This is a genomic window from Streptacidiphilus melanogenes, assembly GCF_000787835.1.
Taxonomy (GTDB): domain Bacteria; phylum Actinomycetota; class Actinomycetes; order Streptomycetales; family Streptomycetaceae; genus Streptacidiphilus; species Streptacidiphilus melanogenes.
Genome location: NZ_BBPP01000016.1, coordinates 125,004 through 146,723, shown reverse-complemented (window position 1 = coordinate 146,723; position 21,720 = coordinate 125,004). Strand labels below are relative to the sequence as shown.

Below are 21,720 nucleotides of genomic sequence, written 5' to 3'. Positions count from 1 at the left end.
GGGGGCCGGGCGGGGACTTCGTCGCCGTCCGGCCCCCGGCTGCGCGATCAGGAGGCGCTGCCGCGCCCGCCGCGACGCCAGCCGAGGAAGCCGAGCACCACGCCCGCGACGCCCACGACCACACCGACGCCGCCGAGCACCCGGGCCGCGTCGTCGCTGTCGCTGGAGCTGTTGCTGCCGGAGGCCGTGGTCTGGCTGCCGGTCGAGGCGGCCTTGGCGTCCGTGCTGCCGGAGCCGGACCCGGCCGCGCTCAGGTCGAGCGTGGGCGCCGGGTGCTGCGGCTCGGCGCCGCCGGAGGTGGCGGGGGTGTCGATCCAGCGGACCACGGTGCCGTCCGAGTAGGTCTGCAGCGTCTTGAACTCCAGCTGCTTGGTGCCGGTGGGCAGCTGGCCGAAGTCGACGGTGAAGTCCTGGTACTGGCCGGGCGCGATCTTGCCGCCGGTCCAGATGATCTCCGAGACGGCGTCGGTGACCGGGCCGTCGTCGGTCTGGATCGGGGTGGTGAGCTTGGTCGTCTTCACCTGGCTGGTCCAACCCGCGACGGGGCCGACCAGGGCGGAGGCGATCGGGTGGTCGGTGGGGAAGTGCACGTCGACCTGGACGGTCGAGGCCGTGTCTGACTCGTTCGGCACCCGGAAGGCGAAGACCTGGTCGGCGGCTCCGGCCGTGGCCTGGTCCGGCTGCACGGTCACGTGGGCGGAGGCCGGTCCGGCGATCAGCAGCACGGCGCCCGCGGCGAGGGTGGCCGGGACGGCGAGACGGCGGACGTGGGTGCGAAGGTCGGTGCGCATGCGCATGGTGTGGATCTCTCCTCAAGCCTGTGCGAAGCCTGGTCCGCGATGTCGGGCCGCCTCGATGACACTCGATGACAGGTGGGCGGCGGCGACGGCGCGCGGAGGGCGTGGAGGGGAACCCCGCACGTGCGGGGCTCGGTGCAGAAAGGCGAGGGTCTGCCGTGCGCCGCGAGGCGGCGGGACGGTCAGGCCGGGAGAGCGCGCGGCGGGCCGCGACGGACCAGTTGGTGACGCAGGTGCAGACTGCCGGGCAGTCGCCACGGCTCGTCCGCGTGGTGCGCGAAGCGCAGCCCGGCCGCGTGCGCGGCGGAGGCGAGCACCGTCGTGAGCAGGCCGACCAGCTGCCGGACGAGCGCGCGCAGCGGCTCGACGGCCAGCGCGAGCAGCCGGAACAGCGCCGCCTCGCCGCGCCGCAGCCACCAGCCCGCGACGAGCGCGGCCAGCAGGTGGCCGACCAGCATGGCCGGGGTCAGGCCGAGCAGCGTCCACGGCGTGGTCGCGCCGGCCGCGGTCGGCGCCGCCGCGTAGAGGTGCGGGTCCAGACCGGCGTCGGCGACGATCTGCCAGGCGGTCTTGCCCTGCGGCAGCGGTCCGCACAGCAGTGAGGCAGCGAGCCGCGCGATCGGGTCCGAGCCGCCGGCCATCGAGGGCATCCCCGCCATGCCGCCGCCTTCACGGGCGGTCAGATGGAACAGCGTGTGCAGCCCCAGTTCCCCCACGACGAGGCCGCTCGCGATCGCGGGCAGCCCGCGCTCCCGTCCGGCCAGCGCGGCCGCGGGCAGCGCCACCAGTACGAGGCCGACGAGCAGCGTCGGCAGCGGAACGGGCCCACCGCCCGCCCACACGTGCCCGAGCGCGGACACCAGGACACAGACCGTCGCGAAGGGCAGCGCCCGCAACACGCGAAGGTCGAGGCTGGTCGCGCCGGAGGCGCCGGGGGTGGCCATGACGCCCGCCAGTCTCTCAGAGCCGGGTACGAAGCAGGGCCTCGGGTAGGGAACTGACAGGAGGCGCGCCGTTTCGGGGGTGCCGGCACCAGCCCGTCCGGTCCGGCAGCCGAGGTCACCGGCCTTCTTCTCCCGCCCTCCGCGCGCCCCTTGTGCGCTCGTGCAACCCCTGTTTCCGCCAAGAGGGCGACAAGATCCGAGCGAAGCGGTTCGTTCTCGGGCGGGTCGGCAATACCTACTGGTATGTGGTGCCGCAGCCAGGAGGAGCCTTCCGTGGACATCTGGTGGTCTCTGCACCTGCGGCGTGAGCCGGCGAGTGTCCCGTTGGCCCGGCGGATCCTTCTGCAGACCATGGCGGCGGCCGGGGTCGACCCGGACGTCTCCTACGAGGTCGGCGTCGCGCTCAGCGAGGCCTGCGCCAACGCGGTCGAGCACGCGGGGCCGGGCGAGGAGTCCGGGGACGACGGTTTCCAGGTCACCGCCGCGATCATCGGGGACCGGCTGCGCATCGAGGTCGCCGACTCGGGTCCGGGCTTCGCGGTCCGGGTGCGCCCCGGTGGCCGCCGCCGGGTGAAGACCACCGGGGCCCGGGCGGCCGGAACGGCCGGTGGCGCCGGCCGGACGGTGAAGGCCCCCGCCCCTGATCTGTGCGCCGAGAGCGGCCGCGGGCTCTTCCTGATCCGGGCGCTCTCGGACAGCGTCCAGTTCCGCAATCACCCGCGTTCCGGCGCGAGCGTCTGCTTCGACCGGACCCTCACCTACCGCGACCACGGCGAGCGCCGTGGTCGTCCTTTTGCCCACGCCTCCTGACGCCCTTCGGTCCTCCCCGCGCCGCCCGGACCGGAACCCGGTTGACTCTCACGTCACGTGAGGCCGCAGGCTGGGTGACGAGAGGGAGAGGAACGGGGCCCCATGAGTTACTCGGTCGGTCAGGTCGCGCGGTTCGCCAAGGTGACCGTGCGCACGCTGCACCACTACGACGAGATCAAGCTGCTCTGCCCGAGCGCCCGCACGCCGTCCGGCTACCGCCGGTACGACGACGCGGACCTGGACCGGCTGCAGCAGATCCTCTTCTACCGCGAACTCGGCTTCTCCCTCGACGACATCGCGTCCGTCCTGGACGACTCCGAGGTCAGCCCGGGTGAGCACCTGCGCCGCCAGCGCAGTCTGCTGCTGGGGCGGATCGAGAAGCTCCAGGAGATGGTCGCGTCCGTGGAACAGGCACTGGAGGCGAGGAAGATGGGGATCCAACTGACCCCGGAGGAGAAGTTCGAGGTCTTCGGCGAGGACTACGTCGACCACCAGGACGAGGCGCAGGAGCGCTGGGGCAACACCGACGCCTGGAAGCAGTCCCAGCAGCGCGCGGCGCGGTACTCCAAGGAGGACTGGGTCGAGATCAAGGCCGAGGGCGACGCGCTCAACCGGCGCATCGCCGAGGCGATCGAGGCCGGGGTCGCGCCGGAGAGCGAGCAGGCGATGCGCATCGCCGAGGACCACCGGCAGCACATCACCCAGCGGTTCTTCGACGTCTCGTTCGGCATGCACCGCTGCATGGGCGAGATGTACGTCGCCGACCCGCGCTTCACCGAGACCTACGAGAAGGTCGCGCCGGGCGCGGCGGCCTGGTTCCGCGCGGCCGTCCTGGCCAACGCGGACCGCGGCGAGAGCGCGGAGAGCACGGGGAGCGCCGGGAGCTGACGCACGCACCGGGGGCGGGTGGGCCGCCGAGGAGGGCGGCCCACCCGTGGCGGCTACGCGGCTCTGCCGAAGGCCCTGCGGTACGCCGTCGGGGTGGTGCGCATCGCGCGGGTGAAGTGGTGCCGGAAGGTCGCCGTGCTGTCGAAGCCCACCGCCGCGGCCACCTCGTCGATGGGCGCGGCACCCGCCTCCAGCAGCGGCAGGCTTGCGGCGACGCGCTGCGCCGTCACCCAGCGCATCGGGCTTGTGCCGTTCCTGCGGGCGAAGTTGCGCAGGTAGGAGCGCTCGGACATGCGCGCTGCGCGGGCGAGCTCCGGCACGGTCAGCGGCTCGGTGAGGCGTTCCAGCGCCCACGCCATTCTGTGCGCGACGCCGTCGTCCTCGGCCCGCAGCGGGCCGACCGCGGCCTCGATGAACTGGGCCTGGCCGCCGTCGCGGTGGGGCGGCACGACGAAGCGGCGCGCGACGGTGTTGGCGACCTGCGCGCCGTGGTCGGCGCGCACCAGATGGAGGCACAGGTCGATCCCGGCCGCGCTGCCCGCGCTGGTGAGCACGTCGCCGTTGTCGACGTAGAGGACGTCCGGGTCGACCTCCACCTCCGGGTACCGCGCCGCCAGCAGTTCGGCGTAGCGCCAGTGCGTCGTCGCCCGCCGACCCGTCAGCACGCCCGCCGCGGCCAGCGCGAACGCCCCGGAGCAGATGGAGACCAGCCGTGCGCCGCGCGCGTGTGCGCTGCGCAGGGCGTCGACGAGCGCGGGGGAGACCTCGCCGCCCGCCTGCGCCACACCGGGGACGATCACGGTGTCCGCGCAGGCGAGTGCGTCGAGGCCGTGCTCGGCCCGGAGCGTGAACCCGCCGACCGCGCGCAGGTCGCGCCCCGGCGTCTCGGCGCACACCTTCAGCTCGTACCAGGGCAGCTCGCCGAGTTCCGGCCGAGGGAGGCCGAAGACCTCGACCACGACCCCGAGTTCGAACGGGGCCATGCCGTCGAAGGCCAGCACGGCCACGGTGTGCGCGGCCTCGGGGGCTCGGCGGAGGACGAGATCGACGGCCATGGCTGGAGCTTAACCGGGCGTTACAGAACCCGGACTGTTCGCGTAGGGATCGGAGACGCGACGCACGCTGTAATTGATCTGTCGGCGGCCGAGGGGCTCCGGCGAGACCGGCGGAAGCCACCACACCACACACCACCCTGGGGGGTCCTGTCATGCGTGCTCTTCGTTCGTCCCGCGTCGCCAAGTTCGCCGCTGTCACCGCTGCCGCGCTCGGCCTCGCCGCCGGTGCCGCCGGTTCCGCCGACGCCGCGACCTCGCCGTGGCTGACGGGCAGCCAGATGCCGGCAAACGCCTACTTCCACTGGCAGGCGCAGCCGCAGACGCGCTACACCACCACCGGCGAGTTCCAGTGGCTGTACACCTGCGGTTCGGGCGAGCCGACCCGGGAACTGCACAGCAGCTCCGTCTCGACCGAGCAGTTCGGCACCAAGGCGCACGGCGTGCAGGGCGGCCAGGTCCTCTTCCACTTCTCCAGCACCGCCAAGGCCTCGGCCGCGCTCAAGAAGATCGAGTCCGACTACGCGACCTGCGTGAGCCGCATCGACCACGGCGCCGTCGACGAGAACACCGGCAAGCCGGTCCACGCGAGCGTCACCCGCACCGCCTGGCTGCAGTCCGGCGTCTCCTACCGGGTGGAGATCCGCAACAACCTGGGCCGCCAGGCGAACCTCCCCGACCTGCCGTCCGACGCGCAGGAGTTCTTCGTGCAGCACGGCACCACGGTCTCCTTCGTCGAGATCGAGGGCGCCAACCGCTACGTCGACGTGACGACCGGCTCGCGATACGTCCTCAACGCGATGGCCGCGCGGCTCGGCTGAACCACGCGGCCATGCCGCTACCCGACCCGATGGCGGGCCTCACGACCTTCAGGGCTTGAGGCTCGCCATCCAGCTTTCGACCTCTTCGACGGTGCGCGGGAGCGCGGCCGAGAGGTTCCGGTTGCCGTCGGCGGTGACCAGGATGTCGTCCTCGATCCGGACGCCGATGCCGCGGTACTCCTCCGGCACGGTCAGGTCGTCGGCCTGGAAGTACAGGCCCGGCTCGACGGTGAGGACCATGCCAGGCTCCAGCACGCAGTCGACGTAGGACTCGACACGCGCGTGCGCGCAGTCGTGGACGTCGAGGCCGAGCATGTGGCCGGTGCCGTGCAGGGTCCAGCGGCGCTGCAGGCCGAGCTCCAGCACCCGCTCCACCGGGCCCTCGACCAGGCCCCACTCGACCAGCCGCTCGGCCAGCACCTGCTGCGCGGCCTCGTGGAAGTCGCGGTAGCGCGCGCCCGGCTTCACGGCCGCGATACCGGCCTCCTGGGCGTCGTAGACGGCCTGGTAGATCCTGCGCTGGAGCTCGTCGAACTCGCCGTTGATCGGCAGGGTGCGGGTGACGTCGGCGGTGTAGAGCGTCGTCGTCTCCACGCCGGCGTCCAGCAGCAGCAGCTCGCCCGGGCGCACCTGACCGTCGTTGCGGACCCAGTGCAGCGTGGTGGCGTGCGGACCGGCGGCGCAGATGGAGCCGTAGCCCACGTCGTTGCCCTCGACCCGGGCGCGCCGGAAGAAGGTGCCCTCGATCCACCGCTCCGAGGTGGCGACGGCCTGCGCCAGCTCGCGCACCACGTCGGTGAAGCCCTTGGTGGTGGCGTCGCAGGCGGCCTGGAGCTGGGCGATCTCCCACTCGTCCTTGACCAGGCGCAGCTCGCTGAGGAAGACCTTCAGCTCGCTGTCGCCGTGCTTGGTGGTGTGCGGGGCGAGCGCGGCCTCGATCTTCGCGTCGTACCCGCGCACGACGCGGGTGACGGCCGGGTGCTCCTCGGCGCGCTCCGCGAGCTCCTCGGCGGCGTTGCGCACGTCCTTGGCGGGCAGCCCGAGCAGCGTCTCCGCCTCGGTGAGGCTGTGGCGGCGGCCGACCCACAGCTCCCCCTGGCCGCTCAGCCAGAACTCGCCGTTCTCGCGGTCCGAACGCGGCAGCAGGTAGAGGTACGCGTCGTGCCCGTCGCCGTGCGGTTCGAGCACGAGGACGGCGTCCTCGGTCTGGTCGCCGGTCAGGTGCACGTACTCGGTGGCGGCACGGAAGCCGTACTCGGTGTCGTTCGAGCGGGTCTTCAGGTTCCCGGCCGGAATCACCAGCCGCTCGCCGGGGAACCGCGCGGAGAGCGCGGCGCGCCGCTTGGCCGCGTACGCGGACTGCTCGGCCGGAACGAGGTCCCGCAGCTCCGTGTCGGCCCAGCCGGCCTTCATGACGGCGGTCAGCTCGTCGGAGATGGCCGGGTACAGGCCGTTCTTCCGCTGCTTGATCGCCTGCGGCGCGGCCTCTTCGGCCTCCTCGGGCGCGAGGTTCTCCTCGGTCACGCTCTGTCGCCTCCTCGTGGTACGGGAACGCGCGCACGCATGTCAGGGGTGTCCTGGGCGCGCGGTCCGTACAAGGGTACGGCGGAACGGCCGGTTCATAACAGTTGTTGGGTAACTTTTTCCTGCCCGAACTGCGGCTCCGCCGAAACGGCGGAGCCTTGCCCAGGTGAGTCGGCGCGGCAGCCCGCTACTCGAAGCGGGCGGCGAGCAGCACCAGGTCGTCCTCCCCCGGCTCCGGCTGGGAGGTGCCGAGGCACGTCTCCAGCAGGTAGTCGCAGAAACGTTCCGGGTCCTGGCGGACGTCCCGCGGCGCCTCCGACGCCGCGGCGCGCAGGCGGCCCTGGCCGGAGTGCAGGGACCTGCCGGAGCGGCGGGCCAGGCCGTCGGTGTACAGCAGCAGCACGTCGCCGCGGTCGGCGCGCAGTTCCACGCCGGGGGCCTCCCAGCAGCTCAGCATGCCCAGCGGCGCGCTCAGCGAGGTCTCCACGAACGAGGCGCCGAAGGACGTGACCAGGAGCGGTGGGCACTGGCCGGCCCCGGCCAGGGACAGCCGCCGGGCGCCCGGCTCGACGTACGCGTACAGCGCCGTCGCGGTGCGGGCCGCCTCCGTGCTCTTCAGCAGCAGCTCCAGATCGCCGAGGACGGCGACCGGGTCCTCGCCCTCCAGCACCGCGTAGGCGCGCAGCGCCGCGCGCAGGCGGCCCATCGCGGCCGCGGAGTCCGGCCCGCCGCCGGTCACGCTGCCGACGCTGAGCGCGAGCGCGCCTTCGGGCAGTGCGATCGCGTCGTACCAGTCGCAGCCGCCCGCGCCGTCGAGGCCCGCGGGTACGCAGCGCGCGGCGAGCGCCATCTGGCCCACGCGCGGCAGCGCGTTCGGCAGCAGGCCGCGCCGCAGCGCGTCGGCCGTCCTGCGCAGTCGGTCGCGTTCGACCTCCTTGCGCAGCAGGCGCGCGGCGGACGCGCAGTACAGGCCGGCGAGGCGCTGTTCGCGCTCGCTCGGCTGGGCGGGGGTGTCGTAGAACCAGACCACCGAGCCGAGGTCGTCCAGCGGCTGGGCGTAGGACGCGGCGATGCCGAGCTGGACGGCGACCTCCTGGAACCGGTCGCCGGTGGGCTCGCCGCCGCTCGGGCGCAGCACCTGGGCGGCGGGGACGGTCTCCAGGGCGCCGAGGTCGGCGCGGTCCAGGCCGAGGCCGAGCGTGGTGAAGGGGTGCGCCAGCTGCAGCATGCCGCGGCGGGCGCCGACCAGCGCCGCGCCGTCGGCGAGGACGCCGGCGAGTGCGGCGGCCAGGTCAGGGGCGCTGCTGAGCCGGTCGGTGAGGTCGTAGAGGGTGGTCAAATCAGCCAGGGGGTCCGCGGATCGCTCGCGCATGGCGCAGATCTGCTCACCGCTGATCGTTTCAGCAGGGCTGGTGGGCGCGGGGAGGCCCAGGGCGGTGGGCGGTGTGGTGGTCTGCGGCTCAGCCATGGTCCGCACCTGCGAAAACTACGAAGAGTGATGCCGGATTCTTAGTGGATTGTCTGAATTGAATCACTGTGCACCCCCATGTCATGCCATGCGGCAATTAATGAGTCTCTTCTACACACACCGATCGGGTGATGTCCAGAACTGTCCGCTGCCAGGTGGTTGGTGTCTTTGCCCGAATATTTGGCCGAAAAACATCGGTGCGAATGATCGTTTATCAGAGCGAGTTCCGGCGGCCGGAACGCTACGCGCGTGGCATGCCGCGCCGTGCACGCAGGGCTTTTGCCACCTGTCGGCGACCTTTCAATCCGCGGCCCGGTAGCGGCCGCGGTGCTTCGAGTGCGATTGGTACGACCACGCGGCCGGCGCGCAGCAGATCCACCACGACGCCCGGTAGCGCGCCCGCGCCCGCCGCCGGCGGCCAGCTCAGCGACCACGCGGTGCTACTGAGACAGTACTCTCCGGTCAGTACGCCCGGCAGGGTGAGGCCCGCACGGGTGAGCCCGCGTCGGGCCAGGCGCGCCGCCGCGTCCCCGCGGTCGCTCTCCGTGGCCGTGGCGACCGCCGCGTCCGCGCTCCCGGCCGCCACGGGCGCCAGCAGGACCAGCGCCTCCGGCACCCGCTGCTGCCGCCCCGGATCGACGAAGAGCAGCGGCAGGGGCGCGTACCCCGCCAGCTGGGAGGCGTCGGTCAGCAGCACCGCACCGCTGTCGGCGGCGACCCGCCGGGTGGAGTCGGTCGAGCCGGATTCCAGGACCAGCACCGCGCGCACACCCGGTAGGGCGCGCGCGGTCAGCACCGTCAACGCGATCCGGCCGGCGTCGTTGTGCGCCTGCACCACCACGACCGCCTCGGGTGCGGCCTCGACCGCCTTTTCGGTCTCGAACGCGGAAGTTGATGCGGAGTCAGCCTCGTGGGCGGACGCGGAATCGGGGGCCATCCCCGGATGGTACGGTTCCCGCCGCCTCCCGACACCCCCGCCTCCGGCCCATTAGCAGACCTGTTCGGACGCCGTGGGGGGAATACCCCGAACGGAGGAACCATCGCCGCTCACCGTGCGTCATACCGGACGATGCGTCAGTCTCGTCCCAGAACGTGCTCGCATGTGCCACCGATGGGTAGAGAACCGATAGGGGCGGCGTCGTCCGGGCCCGCAGTTCTGGTCCGTAGTCGGACGTCAACGCCACCCCGCGCCCTTGGTCCGTCGGGCGGCACCTGCACGGCGGGCCTGGTGCGCTTTCTCGTTGCGCGAGGTCACGTACCGATCCTTGACCGTCACGGAAAGGAACGAGTGCTCATGCGCGGGGTATCAACACTCGTCAGCAAGGTCAGTCGACTCCGCTCCCGGGCCCGACTGCTCGGCGCGGCCAGGATCGCTTCCCAGGGGTGGGGCTGGCCGGTGCTTCCCGGCGTCGGCCTCGACGCGGAGGGCGCGTGCCGCTGCCCTCGGCCCGACTGCGTGATTCCCGGGGTCCATCCGCACGACCCCAAGCTGCTCGCGGCGACCACGGACGCCCGGATGATCCGGTGGTGGTGGTCGCGCCGTCCACAGGCGCCGGTCATCGTCGCCACGGGCACGGACGTCTGCGCGCTCAGTCTGCCGGCCGAGGCGGGCGCCAGAGTGCTGGACTACTTCGACGCGCTCCATGTCCCGACCGGGCCCGTGATCACGACGCCGACCCGCTACGTGCTGCTCGTCGCGCCCTACTCGTTCCCGGAGCTCGCGGAACTGCTGGAGGCCCAGGAGTGGGTGCCGACCAGCCTGCGCTACCACGGTCCCGGCGGCTACGTCGTGCTCCCGCCCTCGCGCACGGCGGCGGGCACGCTGCGCTGGGTCCGGCGTCCGGAGTCCTCACGCCGGACGCCGTGGCTGCCCGCGGTCGGTGATCTGGTGGAGGCGCTCGTCGCGGCGAGCGTCGCCGCACCCGACGGGGCGACGCTCGCGCCCTGAGGAATCTCAGAGAACCCGCGGACGCAAAAAGGCCCGGCCGCTGGCGACGGGGGATGCACCAGCGACCGGGCTGTTCAAACCGTAACAAATTCTGGCTCCCAAGCAAATTCCCTGAGGGCGACAGTTTGTACGGAATTATCGACTCTCCCGCTCGAATGTGACGCAGATCACCGAGTTCGGGAGTGTGGGGAACGCCGAAAGTGATACCAATTCAGCTCAGGGTCACCTGACGGCTGGTGAGGGAGGCGCGGGCCTTGCGCTGCTCCGGGGTCAGCGGCTCGGTCACGGCCAGCGCGGCGGCGAGGCGCTCCGCGAACTGGGCGGCGGGCTTCTCCACGTCGGCGGCGGCCACCGACTGCGGCAGGTCCCACACCGGCACGACCAGGCCGTGCGCCCGGAAGGAGCCGACCAGCTTGGTGCCCTCCCCGAGGGAGGCCTCACCGGCCGCGGCGAGCCGGGCGAGGGCGTCCAGCAGGCGCTCCTCCTCGTGCGGCATCACCCAGCGCAGGTGGTTGCGGTCCGGCGCGGCGCACCAGTAGGCCTCTGGCACCGAGTCCAGCTTGGCGGTCGGGATGATCGCCGCGTTGGCCTGCTCCAGCGAGGCGGCGACCTCACCGGTCGCGTTCGTGGGGTCCTCCAGCCAGAACTCGAAGCCGGTGTGCACCTCCGGCTCGAACGCGGCGTCGAGGTCCAGCAGTTCCTGCAGGCGCGGCCCGCCCGGCGCGGGGCGGCGCGGTGGCACCGGGTTGCCTGGCTCGGTGGCCAGCGCCTGCGTCAACGCGTCCGCGAGGTCCCGGCTCAGGTCGCCGGAGGAGGTCTGGGTCTGCAGCCCCAGCAGCACCGCGCCGTCCTGACGGCGCATGGCCGGCCAGGCCATGGGCAGCACGGTGGCCAGCGTGACCGACGGGACCTCGCCCACGGCGGTGGCGAGGACGTCCGCCTTCACCGTCAGCGGCACGGTGGCCGCGGGCACCAGCTCGCGCAGGGCGACCCAGTCGCCCTCACCCGGCAGTCCCTCGAACGGCCGCTGCACCAGCTCCGCGACGGCGTGCGCGGCCTCCCGCCCGTGGCACGCCTTGTAGCGGCGCCCGGACCCGCAGGGGCAGGCTTCCCGCGCGCCGACGACGGGCACCGGCCCGTCGCCAACGGCCGCGGCGGTCCTGAGGGGGGCCTTCTTCTTGGCCATGGTGCGTACTCCCGATGGAACGGAACATGGAAGGGAACGAAGTTCCTTCAGGAGAGCCTAGAGCTTTCTGCACCATCCAGGGGCTCGGGACAGCGCCTCAGCTCGCCGCGGCCGCCGGGGGCTCCTCGCGGCGGGCGTGGCGGGCGCGGACGCGCAGGACCGCCCAGACCGTGACCTCGCCCGGTGCGTTGTCGCGGACGCCCCACTCGGAGGCCAGTTGGCCGACGATCCCGAGCCCGCGGCCGCCCTTCGACGTCAATGACGGGTTCCCCCGACGCGGGCGGGTCGGCCCGCCGCCGTCCGTGACCTCCACGGTCAGCAGGCCGTCGCTGTGCAACTCCCAGCCGACCAGCACTTCTTCGCGCTCCTGCGCGACCAGCTGCTCCCGGTCGAGCGGTCTCGCATGCCGACAGGCATTGCTGAGCAGCTCCGACAGGATCAACACCGCGTCATCTATGACGGGCTCGGGGACCAGGTGTTCACCGAGGTCCTCACGCAGCCTTCGTCGCGCGGTACGCACACTCTCCGGACCATGAGGTACTGCCATGGTCGACGAAGAAGTCGGCACATCATGCGCCACCACCACGGCCACCCCCGGACCTCCTCCTTCGTCTAGCGCCAGGGTGTGAATGCCCGGTGGGGGCAAGTCGAAAACGGAAAACAAGGCAAGCCTGTGCGCTTTCCGGGGGCTCGCGACGGGCGCGAGGAGCGCATTTCACAGCGCGTCACGAAGGCGTCACGCTGCGCATTCGAAAGGTGGTTTCGAAAATCGATTCGGCCAGGATCCAGAGGAATTTCCAGCCATTCCGGACCAATGGAACACGCCATTGGCCGGAATGAACCCCATGACCCGCACTACCGCCCGAGCTGGTCCAGAACCCGTCGCGGGTGGTTGGTGATGATGGCGTCGACGCCCAGTCGCAGGCACAGTTCGACATCCTCCGGCTCGTCCACCGTCCACACGTGGACGCGGTGTCCGGCGCGGTGGAGTGCGGCGACGTAGCCGGGATTGGCTCGGACGAGGTCGATGCCGGGGCCGGCGATCCGCGCGCCGTGGGGGAGGGAGCCGTCGCGCAGCCACGGCAGGACCCGTTCCATCAGGAAGACCGTCGGCAGCTCGGGCGCCATCTGGCGGACCCGCTTCAGCGACAGCTGGGAGAAGCTCATCACGCGGACCGGTGACGGGCCGTCCTTGTGGCTCGGCACCAGGCCGAACCGGTGCAGCAGCTCCAGCAGGCGCTTCTCGACCAGGCCCGCGTAGCGGGTGGGGTGCTTGGTCTCGATGGCCAGCTCGACGCGGCGGCCGGCGTCGGCGTGCAGTTCGAGCAGCCGCTCCAGCGTCAGCACCCGGGTGTGCTCGGGGGAGGTCCAGTCGGCCTCCTCCGGCGCGTCCGCGCCGTTCGCCTTCCAGCCGCCGAAGTCGAGCTCGGACAGCTGGGCCAGCTCCAGGGTGGAGACCACGCCGCGCCCGTTCGAGGTGCGGTTGACGGTGCGGTCGTGGACGCAGACCAGGTGTCCGTCGGCGGTGAGCCGCACGTCGCACTCGAGGCCGTCCGCGCCCTGCTCCAGCGCCAGCTGGTATGCGGCCAGCGTGTGCTCGGCGTAGGTGCCGGAGGCGCCGCGGTGGGCGATGACCGTCGTCTGCGCGCGGTTCGGGACGACCGTGCGGGGGCTGGGCTGGCTGTGCACGCCACCACCATAGGCGGCGTGCGTGTCGTGGAGGTGAACGGGTGCGGAGGCGGGCTCCGCACCCGGGCTCACGCCTTCGCGTCCTTGCGCAGCACCGGCGTCAGCGCGAGCGTCACGCCGCCGGCGATGAGGAAGGAGAAGAGCGAGGCCGAGGTCCACGAGGTCGGGTGGATGTGGGTGAACTTCTGCAGGTTCGTCCAGAGGTCCGTCCACCAGGTGTACGGCAGCGTTGCCGGGTTGATCAGCTCGTAGAGCACGAAGCCGAGGGCCCACGGCAGGAGCATCAGCCAGCGGGTGGGCGCCTGCTCGCTCATGTCCCAGCCGTCCTTGCCGCGGCCGAGGAAGAAGTCGACCGCCAGCACGGCCAGCAGCGGCACGAAGAACGCGCCGATCAGGCCGAGGAAGGCGTAGTAGGTGTCGGTGAAGCCGTCGATCGCGAGCGCGGCCGCCGTGACGACCGCGCCGATCCCCAGCGTCAGCCAGCGCCGGTCCACCCTCGGGAAGAGGTTGTGGATCGACATCGCCGTCGAGTAGACGTTCGCGAAGGACTGGTCGGCCTCGCGCAGCACCAGTACCAGGAAGAAGAGCCAGCCGGCCGTCAGCCCGGTGAAGGTCGAGAAGATCTTGTTCGGGTCGCCGCCCACCTGGGTCAGCGCGATCGCGCCGACGATGTAGCACCAGACCTGCGCCACCGTGTAGCCGGTGAAGGTGCCCCAGAACGAGCCCTTGCCGCTGCGCGAGTGACGGGTGTAGTCGGCCGCCAGCGGCACGAAGGAGATCGAGACCGCGATCACGTAGTCGGTGGCCTGCAGGAAGCCGTTCCAGTTGCTGCCGCCGGGGTTGTGCACGCCGTGCCGCGCCAGCTGGACGGTGAAGAAGAGCATCGAGGCGCCGACCGCGATCGCGACGTAGCGGCGCAGCGCGGCGATCGAGCCGAGCGGCCAGATCGTCATCGTCGTGGTCAGCAGCCCGGCCAGGACGACGTAGACCCAGCGCGGGATGCCGCCGTACAGGGCCTGGGCGCCCTGGGTGATGACGATCAGCTCGTAGACGCCCCAGCCGATGCACTGGAGGATGTTCAGCACCGTCGGCACGTAGGAGAGACGGGTGCCGAACAGGCCGCGCAGCACGGCCATCGCGGGCGCGCCGGTACGCGCGCCGATCAGGGCGGCGAGCGCCAGCATCAGCGTCCCGACCACGGTGCCGACCACGATCGCGGTGATCGAGGCGGCGAGCGCCAGGTTCTTGCCCTGGGCGTTGACCATCACCGTGGCGGCGCTGGAGAAGCCGATCAGGCTGACGCCCAGGTTGGCCCAGAACGCGGCCTGGTCCCGGAAGCCGAGGGTGCGCGGGGGCGCGGTGTCGAGGACGAGCGGCGCCTCGGGGCGCAAGCCGGTGGACGTCGTGGTGGCGTCTCTGTCGTCAAGGGTCGCGGACATGGCCGTCTTCAGAGCTCCCTACGCCGGCATTACCCGGTCAGGTTCAGGCGGTCGGCGGCCCCGCCGCGTCTGCGGCCTGCCGCCCTCTCAGCCCGGAATGAGGTCCGAGCTCCCGCGCATATGATGCGTGTGTTCGACGGCATGGTAAGCCGTGCTTCGGGTTCAGCCAAGAGCATCGCCGCAGCTCGGACGGAGAAGCGGGTGCCGTGCCCACGGCTGGGACTTACGATGCCCCGACAACGTGTGCGGAATGCTAGGGCCGTTGGTCCCTCAACAAGGAGGTCGTTCGTGAGCACCGAGCACGAGGGCGCGCCCGAGGGGACGCAGTCCCCCGCCCCCGCTGCGGTTCCGGCGGACAGCACGGATCGTCCGGTGGATCAGGCGCCCGCGAGCAGCCCGGTCGAGCCCCCGGTCGACCCCGAACTGGCCGGTTATCCGGCGCCCGGCGCAGCCGCTTCGGAGGCCGTGAGCGACAGCGCGCCGACCGAGCAGCTGCCCGAGCCTCCCGCCCCGCCGTACCGTCCGCAGGCCGAGACGCCGACGGCTCCGCTCCCGCCGGCTGCCCCCTACGAGGCGCCGGCCGCTCCGGCCCCGGCGTCGCCGCAGCCGACCGAGCAGCTTTACTCCGAGCCGCCCACTCAGCCGTACGGCGCCCCGCCGGTGCCACCGGTTCCCCCGACCACGCCGCCCGCCGCCGCGGGCGGTGCTTTCGGCGGCCAGCCGCCGTACGGCGGCAGCGCCCCGTACGGCATCTACGGTGCGGGCGTTCCGGTGGAGAAGCCCAAGCGCAGCCGTCGCAGCACGTTCATCGCCGTGCTCGTGGCGACCGCGGTCCTCGCGGGCGGCCTCGGCGGCGGGCTCGGCGCGTGGCTGGAGAGCCGCAACTCCGGCGGCGCCGACGCGAGCACCACCGTCTCCAGCTCCGCCGACCCGAAGGCGCTCAGCCGTCCGGCGGGCTCGATCGCCGCGATCGCGCAGAAGGCGCTGCCCAGCGTCGTCACCATCGAGGCCAGCGGCTCCTCGGAGTCGGGCACCGGCACCGGCTTCGTCTTCGACACCCAGGGCCACATCCTCACCAATAACCACGTCGTCGCTCCCTCCCTGAACGGCGGCAAGCTGACGGTGAAGTTCGCCGACGGCTCCAGCTACGGCGCGTCCGTGGTCGGCCGGGCCCAGGGCTACGACGTCGCGGTGATCAAGCTGGACTCCACCCCGAAGGAGCAGCTGGTCCCGCTCCCTCTGGGCAACTCGGACGCGGTCCAGGTCGGCGACACCACGATCGCGATCGGCGCGCCCTTCGGGCTCTCCGGCACGGTCACCTCGGGCATCATCAGCGCCAAGAACCGCCCGGTGGCCTCCGGTGACGAGACGGGCGCGCAGACGTCGTACATGAACGCGCTGCAGACGGACGCCTCGATCAACCCGGGCAACTCCGGTGGTCCGCTGATGAACGGCCAGGGCCAGGTCATCGGCATCGACTCGGCGATCCAGTCCACCGGCCAGACCTCGGGCGGCGGTCAGTCCGGCAGCATCGGCCTCGGCTTCGCCATCCCGATCAACCAGGCCCGGTGGGTCGCCCAGCAGCTGATCAAGACCGGTACCCCGGTCTACCCGATCATCGGCATCCTGCGCGACGACTCCTACACCGGCGACGGCGCCCGCATCAACACCACCGCCGTCCAGGGCACCCCGCCGATCACCCCGGGCGGCCCCGCCGACAAGGCCGGCCTGAAGCCGGGTGACGTCATCACCTCGCTCGACGGCGTCATCATCGACTCGGGCCCGACCCTCGTCAGCGAGATCTGGGCCCACCACCCGGGCGACAAGGTCAGCGTCACCTACATCCGCGCCGGCCAGACCCACACCACGACCCTCACCCTGGGCTCCCGAACCGGTGACAACCAGTAATCGTCGCCATATGCGGGCCAACTCATGAGAAGATCCCTGGCGTGGACCGTGATCGCATACGATCACGCCGTCCGCACCAGGAGTCTTGCCCGAGCGGCCTAAGGGAACGGTCTTGAAAACCGTCGTGGCAGCGATGTCACCGTGGGTTCAAATCCCACAGACTCCGCACGAGAACGGCCCCCGACCAGCAAAATCGGTCGGGGGCCGTGCTGTTGCGAGCGTCAGCACCTCACCGGGAGTAGCCGTGCGGGGCCGTCCGACGGGGCATGGACGGGGCCGGCTCTCTGACGCCGTGTGACAGGGGGCGGCTAGCGCTCGCAGACCTTGTGGGCGGGGACCCAGGTGCGGGTCCAGAAGCCCGAGTGGAGCTTGCGGCGGTGGTCGCGGGTGGCCGGGTGCCAGGTGCGCACCCAGTGGCCCGGCTCGATCCGGCAGTGTGCGCGGTGGTCCCCGGGTCCGTGGTGCGGCGTGGCCGCGGAGGCCGTTCCCACTGCGCCGAGCACCGCGCCGGCGGCCAGCGCCACGGTGGCCGATCCGAGCGCGACGACCTTCTTCACACGTCCAGCGAACATGGCTGAACTCCTCTCAACTGTGGTTTCCCCCGGGCTCTTTGCTGTTTCGGCCGGGCAATGACAACCATCCCCCGGCGCTGCCCTTTGATCCCAGAACGCGACACACCGTGACGGAATCAGGAAGATCCCTCAACAGCACCGAAATAGTCATCAAAACGGCAATAGCGAAAGCCGTCCCACCGCCGCCGCCAAGGCGGGCGACCGGGTGACGTGCCGCGTCCGGACGGGGGAACCGTGGTCGTGTCGCCCGCCGAATCCGTGAGCGGAGTGCATCGCTGAGAGAGCGGCGCTTCGGTGCCCGTGTCCCTGTTGTCGAAGGTCTGGAGTGCCCGTGCTGCCGTCCCGTTCTCTGCCGCGCAAGGCCCTGGAACTGCTGCTGCTCATCCTGTGCTCGCTGGCCGTGCTCGCCGCGTTCGTGCCGCCGGCCCACGCCGAAACCGTGCGAGTGGCCCACGCCGAGTCCGTGCCGGCGGTCGCCGGGCACGAGAGCCCGGGCGGAGTGAACTGGGACAGGATCGCTCGATGCGAGAGCGGCGGTGACTGGGCGATCAACACCGGCAACGGGTACTACGGCGGGCTTCAGTTCGACCAGGCGACCTGGCGGGCCAACGGGGGTCTCGCGTACGCGCCCCGCGCCGACCTCGCCGACCGGAGCCAGCAGATCCGGATCGCCAGCCATCTCGCCGGTCGGCGCGGGCTGCACCCGTGGCCCGCCTGCGGCCCGCTCGGCCTGGGCGCCGGTCGACCGCACGACACGGTGGTGCCGGGCGGCCAGGGCGTCGTGCCGGGTGGCACCTGGACGGTCCGGCCCGGTGAAACCCTCGGCGGGATCGCGGCCGCGAACCACGTGGTCGGCGGCTGGCCCCAGCTCTTCGAGCTCAACCGGCAGACCGTCGGCGACAACCCCGACCGGATCAGGCCCGGACAGGTCCTGCGCCTGCACGCGTGACGGAACCCGGTACGGCTACTGCTCGGTGCGCGTCTCCTCCGTGCGCTCGGGGAGCAGCAGGACGGAGCCGACGAAGAAGCACACGGCGCCGATGAGCGTCTGTGCGTCGGCCCGGTCGGCGTCGTGCACCTGGCCCGTGACGGGGTTGATGTAGCCGGCCACCGCGGAGACGCCGAAGGCGACGGAGCCGATCAGGTTGGCCAGCGTGATCCACCAGGACCAGACCCGGGGACGCCAGGCGAACCACCCGTGGCACACCTCGTACCAGGCCAGGGCGCTGGACACGAGGAAGCAGGCGGAGCCGATCGCGTCCGGCCGCCACACGTGCTGGTGCGCCGTCTGCGCCGACAGGTCCTGGGCCATGGCCAGCCCGGTGCTGATGTTGAAGTAGACGGTTCCGACCAGCTGGACCCCGGTGGCCCACCAGTCGATCCGGCGGGGTTGGCAGACGAGGAAGCGCCGGTGGCGCGGGTTCTGCACGGCGGACGAGGCGTCGACCACCTCGCGGTAGCAGAGGAACGAGGCGGAGGTGAAGAACAGCGAGCCGACGAAGTAGGTGACGGTGTCGACCCGTGCCCCCACGGCGTCGGTGTACCCGGGGATCGAGCCGATCGCGAAGAGCAGGGAGCCGATGGCGAACAGAACGGCGATCCACCAGCCGCGGGCGGTGGGCGCCCACCAGGTGGACCCCGCGGCCGGATGCTGGTGTTTGCGGTGGCGGCGCGAGCCGCGGCGCACGACGCTGCCATCCGGGCCGACGTGGTCGACGAACGTCGCCCTGGCCAGGCGGCTCAGGCGACGGGTCTGGCCCCCGCCGGCCTGCGTGCTCATTTCGGCGCCCTCCGCTGATGGCTGCGGCGGACCGCGCCCGTGATCACCCTGACCGAGACGCCCAGGATGACCAGATCGGCGATCATCTGCATGGTGACCACCAGGCGGGCCAGATCCGACTTGGCGGTGATGTCGCCGAAACCGACGGTGGCGAACACGGTCACGGTGAAGTAGAGGCTGTCGGTGTGGTTCAGATGCCCGCCGAAGTTGCTCAGGGACACTGCCGCCAGGACGACGTAGGTGGAGGCGAAGAGGAGAAGGAAGAACGGGACGCAGATGGCCAGTGCTCCCACCGCGCGCACGACCGGGAACGTCGACCGGACGATCGTTCCGACCTGGAACACGACCAGGGCCACGAACCCGGCCAGCCCGACCAGCAGCATCGCAATGGTGGCCGGCAGGGAGGAGTGGTCGAGGGGCAGCACGTAGTACAGCGTCACCAGCGCGGCGACCGACCCCGTCGCCCGGAGCGCCATCCAGGTGATCCGGCGCGACGACAGACGGGCCGGGGCGGGCTCGTGGTGCTCCGCCCGGGTGCTGCCGCTCACGGGGTCCGCCTCAGCTTCGCCAGCGCGCCTCGGAACGACAGGCCGTGCTCGGTCCACACCAGCCCCAGCACGGCGCCCAGGATGAGCACCACACCGATGGCGATGAAGAGCGACATGAAGGCGAACACGGCTCCGATGGGTCCGTACTTCCGGTCGTAGCTGACGATCATGCCGGAGAGGACGGCCGAGAAGACCGCTGTCATGCCCGTCCAGCAGGCGCCCGTGGCGACGGCGCAGGGCAGCAGCCTGCGCCAGGGCATCCGCCCGGCCAGCAGGAACCACATCGAGAACCAGAAGAAGCAGGTGGCCCCCACGAAGCCGGTCAGCCAGTAGAGCCCCGGTGCGCTCCGGCGCAGCCCCGGGTTCACCCCGGAGACGCCGAACATCAGCCCGACGACGAGGCCGATCCAGACCAGCGCGCGGACCACGTCGCGTCCCCGGCGCGGCGGCAGGTCGAAGACCCGCTGGTAGAGCTGCTGGATCGCGGTGGCCCCGGCGAGTCCGCCGAGGACGAAGAAGACCCAGGACATCCCGGTCACCGCGGAGGAGGTGCTGCTCGACGAGTTGACCAGCCGGCCGATGTCGGCCGCGGCCTCGTGACTGAGACCGAAGCGGCGGGTCAGGTCCGCCGCCGCGGAGCCTCCCGCGAGCGCGGTCACGATGAGGAAGAACGGGACGACGCACAGCAGCATCGTCGCGGCCAGGATCATCGCCCGGTTTATCAGGTCCGCGGAGTCGAGCCGCCGCAACAGGGACTCGGCCCAGGACCCGCTGTACTTCTCCTTCCCCCAGTCGGCCGCCTGCCGCGCGTGCCGGACGCCGCGCCGTCCGCCGGCGCGTCCGTCGTCCCGGCCGCCGATCGGGCTGCCGCCGGCAGCGTCGTCCGGCGGCCCGGCGGGTTCTCTTCCCGGACGGCCCGAAGCAGAAGCCCTGGGTGACCGCTTCATGCTCCCTCCTGCCGGTGACCTGCACCTGGTGGAGACGGGGGATCCGGTTTCCGGTCTCCGGGCCCCTCACCGCGCACCCTCTCGGGGCGTGGCGAGGAACCCGGCACCTCCCTCGATCTTCTCCCAGGTCGGCCGTGCCAGCGAGGGCTGTCGGCCCGGCGTCAGCCCGCGGCGTGCAGGGTGTCGGTGACCTGGGTCAGCGTCGCGGGCCCGGTGGTGGACAGTCCGCTGAAGAGGTTGGCGGTGACCTTCTCGCCCGCGCCGGTCGTCCACAGGTCGGGGACGCCGTCGCCGTCGATGTCGGCGGCCTGGAGGCTGACGTCGGCGCCGGTGTTCCAGCCGGTGGCGAGCGGGTAGGCCGTGTAGCTGGTCGCGCCCGTGTTCGGGTCGGCCGTCACGTTCTCCCACAGGTCGAGCTCGCCGGTGGACTTCTTCCACAGGAAGAGCGCGGTGCTGGTGGCCCCGCCGCCGGTCGGGAGCTGGGTGGCGGCGATGGTCCAGTCGTTCCAGTCGGCGGTTCCGTCGGGCGTGGTGACGTTCAGGGTGACGGGGATGCTGTAACCGCCCGGGATGGTCGAGGTGTAGAGGCCGAGGCCGTACCCGTTCGCGTCGTCGCCCAGGATGCCGAGGAGGTCGGGGAAGCCGGTGTTGAGGCCGGAGGTGTTGCCCGCGTTGACGATCTGTGTCGGGTTGTCGCCGTTCCAGTCCGCGAGGGAGCCGCTCGGCAGCTCGGGCGTCTGACCGGGCACGAGCGGGGTGCCGTTGTTGTTGCCCTGGAGGATGACCCCGGAGCCGGCGTGGAGGCCGGCCGGGTAGTAGACCAGGACGTCCTGCTCGTACCCGCCGGTGAAGCGGCCGGTGAGCACCGTCGCCCCGTCGAAGTCGGACGGCGAGCCGGTGCTGCCGCTTCCGTTGCCGTTGACCCCGATGTCGGTGGGGGTGGTGGCGACGTGCCCGTTGCCCGCTCCGGCCGCGAGCCACAGGCCGGACGGGAGGCCGTTCTGGCCGCCGACGGTGACCAGGTCGGGCACGTGGTCGCCGGTGAGGTCGCCGTCGGTGAGGTTCGGCGGGGGCGTCGCGGAGTCGAACGAGACGGTGGTGCTGCCGCCGAAGTTGCCGCCGGGGGACAGGCTGGTGACCGTGAGGGTGTTCACGGTGCGGGTGGGGGTGAGTGTGAGGGTGGCGCCGCCGGACGCGTTCGGCTTCACGTCGACGGGGGCGCTCTCGTTGAGCTGGTACCGGTACTCGGCGGGGACGGGGCCGCTCGTGGGGGCGGAGACCATGACCGTGGTCGGTGTCCCGATGGTCGTGGCGCCGGGCTGGGCCACCAGGGGGGTGCCGGGGCGGGTCGGGTCGAAGGAGAAGTGGCAGGTCCTCGACCACCCGCTGGTGTGCGTGG

The 21,720-nt window shown here is 71.8% G+C and carries 21 protein-coding genes, 1 tRNA gene and 1 riboswitch; of the genes, 7 read left to right on the top strand and 15 right to left on the bottom strand.

The features are described from left to right. Positions 1-47 precede the first annotated feature (47 nt). The gene (locus TR49_RS19350; RefSeq protein WP_236653433.1) at positions 48-797 is read right to left on the bottom strand and encodes a YcnI family copper-binding membrane protein; all 750 of its coding nucleotides are present in this window, start codon (positions 795-797) and stop codon (positions 48-50) included. 182 nt (positions 798-979) lie between these two features. Next, positions 980-1,741, bottom strand: coding sequence for a hypothetical protein (locus TR49_RS19345; protein WP_042383158.1), 762 nt, complete (start codon positions 1,739-1,741; stop codon positions 980-982). Between the two features lie 273 nt (positions 1,742-2,014). On the opposite strand from TR49_RS19345, the gene TR49_RS19340 reads away from it, so the two are divergent. Together TR49_RS19340 and TR49_RS19335 are read left to right on the top strand one after the other, a co-directional pair. Further along, positions 2,015-2,551, top strand: a complete 537-nt coding sequence (locus TR49_RS19340) for an ATP-binding protein (protein WP_042383157.1) — start codon at positions 2,015-2,017, stop codon at positions 2,549-2,551. Between the two features lie 102 nt (positions 2,552-2,653). Further along, positions 2,654-3,439 carry a MerR family transcriptional regulator gene (locus TR49_RS19335; RefSeq protein WP_042383156.1) on the top strand — a complete coding sequence of 262 codons (786 nt, stop codon included), beginning with the start codon at positions 2,654-2,656 and terminating at the stop codon, positions 3,437-3,439. A gap of 53 nt (positions 3,440-3,492) precedes the next feature. Here the strand turns inward: TR49_RS19335 and TR49_RS19330 are convergent, their stop codons facing one another. Then, positions 3,493-4,494 carry a helix-turn-helix domain-containing protein gene (locus TR49_RS19330; RefSeq protein WP_042383155.1) on the bottom strand — a complete coding sequence of 334 codons (1,002 nt, stop codon included), beginning with the start codon at positions 4,492-4,494 and terminating at the stop codon, positions 3,493-3,495. Positions 4,495-4,646: 152 nt separating this feature from the next. Here TR49_RS19330 and TR49_RS19320 point away from each other — a divergent pair, with 152 nt between their 5' ends. Beyond that, positions 4,647-5,312 (top strand): hypothetical protein, encoded by a 666-nt coding sequence (locus tag TR49_RS19320; RefSeq protein WP_052434441.1) that lies wholly within the window; start codon positions 4,647-4,649, stop codon positions 5,310-5,312. 48 nt (positions 5,313-5,360) lie between these two features. Here the strand turns inward: TR49_RS19320 and TR49_RS19315 are convergent, their stop codons facing one another. From TR49_RS19315 to TR49_RS19305, 3 genes are all read right to left on the bottom strand, one after another. Next, the gene (locus tag TR49_RS19315) at positions 5,361-6,836 is read right to left on the bottom strand and encodes an aminopeptidase P family protein (RefSeq protein ID WP_042383152.1); all 1,476 of its coding nucleotides are present in this window, start codon (positions 6,834-6,836) and stop codon (positions 5,361-5,363) included. A 187-nt stretch (positions 6,837-7,023) separates the two neighbouring features. Further along, positions 7,024-8,304, bottom strand: a complete 1,281-nt coding sequence (locus tag TR49_RS19310; RefSeq protein WP_042383151.1) for a PP2C family protein-serine/threonine phosphatase — start codon at positions 8,302-8,304, stop codon at positions 7,024-7,026. Between the two features lie 241 nt (positions 8,305-8,545). Beyond that, positions 8,546-9,241, bottom strand: a complete 696-nt coding sequence (locus TR49_RS19305) for a glycosyltransferase family protein (protein ID WP_042383149.1) — start codon at positions 9,239-9,241, stop codon at positions 8,546-8,548. A 357-nt stretch (positions 9,242-9,598) separates the two neighbouring features. On the opposite strand from TR49_RS19305, the gene TR49_RS19300 reads away from it, so the two are divergent. Beyond that, the gene (locus TR49_RS19300; RefSeq protein ID WP_042383148.1) at positions 9,599-10,252 is read left to right on the top strand and encodes a bifunctional DNA primase/polymerase; all 654 of its coding nucleotides are present in this window, start codon (positions 9,599-9,601) and stop codon (positions 10,250-10,252) included. A gap of 211 nt (positions 10,253-10,463) precedes the next feature. On the opposite strand, the gene TR49_RS19295 is transcribed toward TR49_RS19300, so the two are convergent. From TR49_RS19295 to TR49_RS19280, 4 genes are all read right to left on the bottom strand, one after another. Continuing rightward, positions 10,464-11,438: a DUF5926 family protein gene (locus tag TR49_RS19295; RefSeq protein ID WP_042383147.1), complete on the bottom strand. Its 975-nt coding sequence runs from the start codon at positions 11,436-11,438 to the stop codon at positions 10,464-10,466. A gap of 97 nt (positions 11,439-11,535) precedes the next feature. Next, on the bottom strand, positions 11,536-12,030 hold the full coding sequence (locus tag TR49_RS19290) for an ATP-binding protein (RefSeq protein WP_052434440.1): 495 nt from the start codon (positions 12,028-12,030) through the stop codon (positions 11,536-11,538). 263 nt (positions 12,031-12,293) lie between these two features. After that, a complete protein-coding gene (locus TR49_RS19285) occupies positions 12,294-13,127 on the bottom strand; it encodes a glycerophosphodiester phosphodiesterase (protein WP_042383222.1) in 834 nt (277 codons plus the stop codon). Between the two features lie 68 nt (positions 13,128-13,195). Continuing rightward, positions 13,196-14,566 carry a purine-cytosine permease family protein gene (locus TR49_RS19280; RefSeq protein ID WP_042383146.1) on the bottom strand — a complete coding sequence of 457 codons (1,371 nt, stop codon included), beginning with the start codon at positions 14,564-14,566 and terminating at the stop codon, positions 13,196-13,198. Beyond that, positions 14,565-14,692: riboswitch (TPP riboswitch) on the bottom strand. It overlaps the preceding gene by 2 nt. 162 nt (positions 14,693-14,854) lie before the next feature. On the opposite strand from TR49_RS19280, the gene TR49_RS19275 reads away from it, so the two are divergent. After that, positions 14,855-16,474, top strand: a complete 1,620-nt coding sequence (locus tag TR49_RS19275; RefSeq protein WP_042383145.1) for a S1C family serine protease — start codon at positions 14,855-14,857, stop codon at positions 16,472-16,474. Positions 16,475-16,553: 79 nt separating this feature from the next. After that, a tRNA-Ser gene (locus TR49_RS19270) sits at positions 16,554-16,640 on the top strand. 142 nt (positions 16,641-16,782) lie between these two features. Here TR49_RS19270 and TR49_RS19265 read toward each other — a convergent pair. Then, positions 16,783-17,046, bottom strand: coding sequence for a hypothetical protein (locus TR49_RS19265; RefSeq protein ID WP_042383144.1), 264 nt, complete (start codon positions 17,044-17,046; stop codon positions 16,783-16,785). A gap of 331 nt (positions 17,047-17,377) precedes the next feature. Between TR49_RS19265 and TR49_RS46590 the strand changes: the two genes are divergently transcribed. After that, complete coding sequence (locus TR49_RS46590) at positions 17,378-17,995, top strand: LysM peptidoglycan-binding domain-containing protein (protein ID WP_052434439.1); 618 nt, start codon at positions 17,378-17,380, stop codon at positions 17,993-17,995. A 15-nt stretch (positions 17,996-18,010) separates the two neighbouring features. Here TR49_RS46590 and TR49_RS19255 read toward each other — a convergent pair whose 3' ends face one another. The 4 genes from TR49_RS19255 to TR49_RS19240 all read right to left on the bottom strand — a co-directional run. Continuing rightward, on the bottom strand, positions 18,011-18,826 hold the full coding sequence (locus TR49_RS19255; protein WP_052434438.1) for a hypothetical protein: 816 nt from the start codon (positions 18,824-18,826) through the stop codon (positions 18,011-18,013). After that, positions 18,823-19,374 carry a potassium channel family protein gene (locus TR49_RS19250; protein WP_052434437.1) on the bottom strand — a complete coding sequence of 184 codons (552 nt, stop codon included), beginning with the start codon at positions 19,372-19,374 and terminating at the stop codon, positions 18,823-18,825. The genes TR49_RS19255 and TR49_RS19250 overlap by 4 nt, the downstream gene beginning before the upstream one ends. Beyond that, entirely contained in the window at positions 19,371-20,321 is a 951-nt protein-coding gene (locus TR49_RS19245) for a YihY/virulence factor BrkB family protein (protein ID WP_084725042.1), read from the bottom strand. The genes TR49_RS19250 and TR49_RS19245 overlap by 4 nt, the downstream gene beginning before the upstream one ends. A 161-nt stretch (positions 20,322-20,482) precedes the next feature. Next, a partial coding sequence (locus tag TR49_RS19240; RefSeq protein ID WP_042383142.1) for a hypothetical protein occupies positions 20,483-21,720 on the bottom strand: 1,238 nt, incomplete at its 5' end.